The sequence below is a fragment of the Endozoicomonas sp. ONNA2 genome (genome assembly GCF_024606365.1).
GTDB lineage: Bacteria > Pseudomonadota > Gammaproteobacteria > Pseudomonadales > Endozoicomonadaceae > Endozoicomonas.
On the sequence record NZ_JAHHPO010000842.1, the window covers coordinates 1 to 4,729 of the forward strand.

General features: G+C 48.7%; 4 protein-coding genes. All 4 read right to left on the bottom strand.

Going from position 1 to position 4,729, the window contains the following annotated elements:
• Window positions 1-371: 371 nt before the first annotated feature.
• A complete protein-coding gene (locus KDK14_RS14970; RefSeq protein ID WP_257265976.1) occupies window positions 372-614 on the bottom strand; it encodes a hypothetical protein in 243 nt (80 codons plus the stop codon).
• Window positions 615-744: 130 nt separating this feature from the next.
• Complete coding sequence (locus KDK14_RS14975) at window positions 745-1,221, bottom strand: DUF6586 family protein (protein ID WP_257265977.1); 477 nt, start codon at window positions 1,219-1,221, stop codon at window positions 745-747.
• A gap of 66 nt (window positions 1,222-1,287) precedes the next feature.
• A complete protein-coding gene (locus tag KDK14_RS21805; RefSeq protein WP_373691089.1) occupies window positions 1,288-1,443 on the bottom strand; it encodes a helix-turn-helix domain-containing protein in 156 nt (51 codons plus the stop codon).
• A gap of 43 nt (window positions 1,444-1,486) precedes the next feature.
• Window positions 1,487-4,129 carry a type I DNA topoisomerase gene (topA, locus tag KDK14_RS14985; protein ID WP_257265979.1) on the bottom strand — a complete coding sequence of 881 codons (2,643 nt, stop codon included), beginning with the start codon at window positions 4,127-4,129 and terminating at the stop codon, window positions 1,487-1,489.
• Between the last annotated feature and the right edge of the window lie 600 nt (window positions 4,130-4,729).

The following is a 4,729-nucleotide window of genomic DNA, read 5'->3' on the forward strand; positions in this document are numbered from 1 at the left end:
GACTCCGCTCAGGATGAACGCAGACCGAGTTTAAAATGTCGGAATTATTTAAGGATAATTCCTAAGCGGTAAGCGGGCAGCGACAATTTCCCGGACTGAGTAAAATGGTGAGGTTATTCCGGGACAATTCCTGACACCATCATCCAGTCATAATGGCAACGACCCGGGCATTGACAGTGAACCTGCCTGCTTTATCATTGATGAGCTGATCCTCTCAGGCCTGCTCAGGTCGATGTCAGGGACTGGCAATCGGGAACAGGGGGGGGTAAAACGGCAATTGATGAATAACTATAGTTACGCGCTTCACTGTCGTTTACTACTATCAGTAGTATTTTGTCCAAATGATCAGGTGCTACATGATGTGCATAACATCAATGAATAACCCGATTTTCAGGGATATACTCTCCGGCGCCAGCTTCTGTTTTACGTCCCACTTCCGCTATGCAGGCATCCAGCATAGCCTTGGCCACCTCCACCTGATCTCCCTGAAGAAAGTCAAGCAACTCTTGGGAGAATGACATGGTAACCAGAGGCTCAGCGTTCTCCTCATCACTGCGACGCAAAACGATCTCGCCGGAAGGTAATTCAACAATTTCAAGAAATGACGCTGACATAACTAAACACACCGGGATTTTATGGTTAGCAATGAAGCATTGTGCATTAGCCTGCAAAGGCTTGCAAGATGTCTGGCCTCAACAATAGCTGAAGAGATTGGTAATGAACAAATCTGAAGACGTTCGAAGCCTACCATTCGAGGCTGAAATTCCGACTGAAAGTAACCAGCTCCTTCAATGACTCAAGCACAGAAAGGAATTCCCCTGACTGATCAAACCGCACACTGTTAGCATTAAACAGAGGAATTTCATTTCTCTCGACACTTTTGCGTTGTATAGGCATTGAACAGTCCTGATGACTTTTTAATAGCGCCGACAACCAGGAGTCATGTTGCTCGAGACGTTCGATGTACAGTAATTCAGTAGACACCTCTCCCTTGTGGTGAACACTGCTCATTGCCTCATCAAGACACGGTAGTTGATTTACCGGCAAACGGTAATTAGTCATAATTTCAGCCAGTAACGACCGGTAAGCCTGAACCATTGCATTGAGGCAGGCCTCACGAAATGCCGACTTGGCAAGATCATCTGCATCTTCCCAGGCATCCAGCAACAAACGGGCGTGAAAGAGCATTTTATTGGTATATCCCTGCCAATTATTTGTCATAACCAACTCCATCAATTTTTCGGGAACAACTTGAACCCTGTTGCAGTGCAATAGACTCAGAATTTTTCAGCAATGCGTATTTTCCGCTTTGTCTGGCTTTTGCCAGTAAAGGCTTGAGGTGTTTTTGTGAGAAAGACTTTGCCCACGCGCCTTGTAGCAATGCACCTTGATAGCCAGAGCCTTGTTCCATACGAACAGTACAGCATCAAACTGGCGGTCGATAAGGTCGTGCGCGAGATTCGGGGAAGTTTATGAAAGATCCGGACTAACCGGATTGGCGCTTTTTAGTCTGTTTTTCATGCCAGCGACCATCATCAAATACAGCACTCCAACCCGATGCCTTACCATCAATTTCGGACATAACGTATTGCTGTTTAGTTTTACGGCTAAAGCGAATAATTGCCGGATTCCCATCAGGATCCTGACGGGGAGCATCCATAAGATAACCATACTTAGGGTCAATCATTGCCTGATGGGGCAACAGTTCTGCCACCAAAGGGGCACGGGTCTCCCTGTTCTTGGGAAATTGGCTGGCCGCAAGGAACAGTCCGGATGCGCCATCCCGGAGCACGTAATGATCATCCACTTTGACACACTTTAACTCAGGCATGGACACCGGCTCCATTTTGGGGGGAGCAGGCTCACCACTTTTGAGCAACTTTCGGGTGTTCTTGCACTCACTGTTAGTACAGCCAAAATATTTGCCAAAACGCCCGGTTTTCAACTGCATTTCACTACCACACTTGTCGCATTCAAGTACGGGACCATCATAACCTTTTAATTTGTAACTCCCCTTCTCCACAGCAAACCCGGAACAATCCGGGTTATTGCCACAGACGTGTAACTTTGTTTGCTCATCAATCAGATAGCTTTCCATAGCAGTGGAACATTTGGGACAACGACGCATGGCACGCAGGGCATTAACCTCGGCGTATTCATCGTCTGCGTCTTCCACCTCTTCACCCGGAACCAGGTTAATTGTCGTTTTACAGCGCTCCTTTGGCGGTAATGAATAACCGGAGCAACCCAGAAAAACCCCGGTAGATGCCGTGCGAATCATCATGGGGCGACGGCAAGCGGGACACTCAATATCGGTCAGGGAGGGCTCATTTGTACGCATCCCTCCTTCACTCTGTTCAGCCCGGGTTAACTGAAGGGTGAAGTCCGTATAAAAATCGTCAAGAACCTGCTTCCAGTTTTTTTCACCTTCAGCAATATCATCAAGTTTCTCTTCCATTCTTGCCGTGAAGTGGAAGTCCATGAGTTCATGAAAAGACTCATTCAAACGGTCAGTCACAATATCGCCCATTTTTTCCGCATAAAAACGGCGATTCTTCACTGAAACGTAACCGCGGTCCTGAATGGTGGAAATAATCGAGGCATAGGTTGACGGCCGACCAATACCCTGCTTTTCCAACTCCTTGACCAACGCCGCTTCGCTGAAACGGGCCGGTGGACGGGTGAATAGCTGTTTGGGGTCCAGTTTTTCCAGGGTCAGGGCTACCCCTTTTTGCAGATCTGGCAGAATCACATCCTCCCCTTTTCTGGCCAGAGGCTTTTGCACCCGGGTATAGCCATCAAACTTCAGCGTGCGTCCCCTGGCTTTGAGCTGATAGCCGTTAACATCAACCACCAGAGACGTACTGAGATACTGCGCAGGTGTCATCTGACAGGCAACGAACTGACGCCAGATCAAATCGTACAGACGCTCTGCATCCCGTTCCATTCCAGACAGGCCATCGGGCTTTAATGTAACACTGGATGGTCGAATTGCCTCGTGAGCTTCCTGGGCACCTTGCTTGCTGCTGTAGAGATTTGGCTGCTCCGGACAGTACTGATCACCATACTGTTTGGTAATAAAAGACCGGGCACTGGCAACCGCATCCTGGCTCAGATTGGTGGAGTCGGTTCGCATGTAGGTGATGTAACCCGCTTCATAGAGGCGCTGCGCCAGCATCATGGTTTTCTTGACACTGAAGCCCAGGCGTGTGCTGGCCGACTGCTGCAAGGTGGATGTGATAAACGGTGCCGAAGGCTTGCTCTGGGTTGGCTTGTCTTCACGACTGGTCAGGGCATATTGACCCTGCTGTAACTGAGCAAGGGCCTGATCCGTTTCAGCCTTGCTGGCAGGCCTGAAATTCACTCCGTTCTCTTTGACTACCTGAAAACGGACGGCATCACTCCCGCTAGCCAGAAGATCAGCATAGACTTCCCAGTATTCCTCAGGAATAAAACTGCGAACTTCCCGCTCACGCTCAACCACCAACTTGACTGCAACGGATTGAACGCGTCCGGCAGAGAGCCCACGGGCAATTTTCGCCCAAAGCAGCGGCGAAACCATATAACCCACCACACGATCCAGAAACCGGCGGGCCTGCTGGGCATCAACCCGATCCTGATTTAACTGCCCGGGGGATTCAAAGGCAGACTGAATGGCTTTTTTGGTAATCTCGTTAAAGACCACACGACGATATCGATCCGGACTCCCGCCGATGGCCTGCTGCAAATGCCAGGCAATGGCTTCTCCCTCGCGGTCCAAGTCCGTTGCCAGATAAATCGTTTCAGCGTTTTCTGCCAGACGGGCAAGTTCGTCAACGACTTTTTCCTTGCCCGGCAAAATCTGGTAACGGGCTTCCCAGCCATTATCGGGGTTGATCCCCATACGCTCAATCAACTGAGCACGGGCTTTAATTTTCTTGCGCCGCTCACGCTCCTCGGGTGAGAGCTTTCTGGTCTCGGCAGCGGCCCTGGCCCTGGCCTTGGCATCCACGGCTTTTTTCGGCCCCCCCGCTGTCGGCAAATCCCGGATATGACCCACACTGGATTTGACAACAAAGTCTTTGCCTAAATATTTGTTGATGGTTTTCGCCTTGGCCGGCGACTCCACAATAACTAGCGATTTACCCATGCTGCCTTACACGTCCTGTCATCTGTTCCAATGTTCTGGCTGGTCAGAGCTGTGAGCAGATAAATCGCCCATCATACCCAATAATCAGACCTGCTGAAATAGAGCCTGATCGCCAGAACAAGAAAAGCCGGGATAGAAATTGCTTCAATATATAAGGCGAAGTCAATAATCGGTCAAGAAAAACCATCAACCCCTATCCGGCAAAGGAGTGGGTTATTTTCCTGTATGAACCGGTAAAAGCCTTATTTCCTGCACTTTATGGCTGCTATCCAACTCGAATATTCTGGTCACGTTTTCTCTGGCAACTTAACCCTCAAACACCGGTAATAAAATAAGCTGCCTGACTAACGTATTAGTACAAACTAATGCGAACCAGTTTATTTTCATGGTAATCAGTAACGGCTGAAACCCTTAAACGCTTAACACGGTTTTGCCTGATAACTCAACCAAAACGATTCAAAAGCACAGGTTCTTTTGGCCAGCTTTCGGAATATAGCAAGCCCACTCCAATCATTTTTGATGGGTGAAACAATCAGTTATAAAAAATTCCTGATTACCACTGATCGTACGTCATGATACAGAGAAAGTTTATTTAAGAAT

Bases quoted from the DNA above. Each gene is read 5' to 3' on its own strand.
- KDK14_RS14970 (WP_257265976.1), bottom strand. From the start codon at position 614: ATGTCAGCGTCATTTCTTGAAATTGTTGAATTACCTTCCGGCGAGATC.
- KDK14_RS14975 (WP_257265977.1), bottom strand. From the start codon at position 1,221: ATGACAAATAATTGGCAGGGATATACCAATAAAATGCTCTTTCACGCC.
- topA (WP_257265979.1), bottom strand. From the start codon at position 4,129: ATGGGTAAATCGCTAGTTATTGTGGAGTCGCCGGCCAAGGCGAAAACC.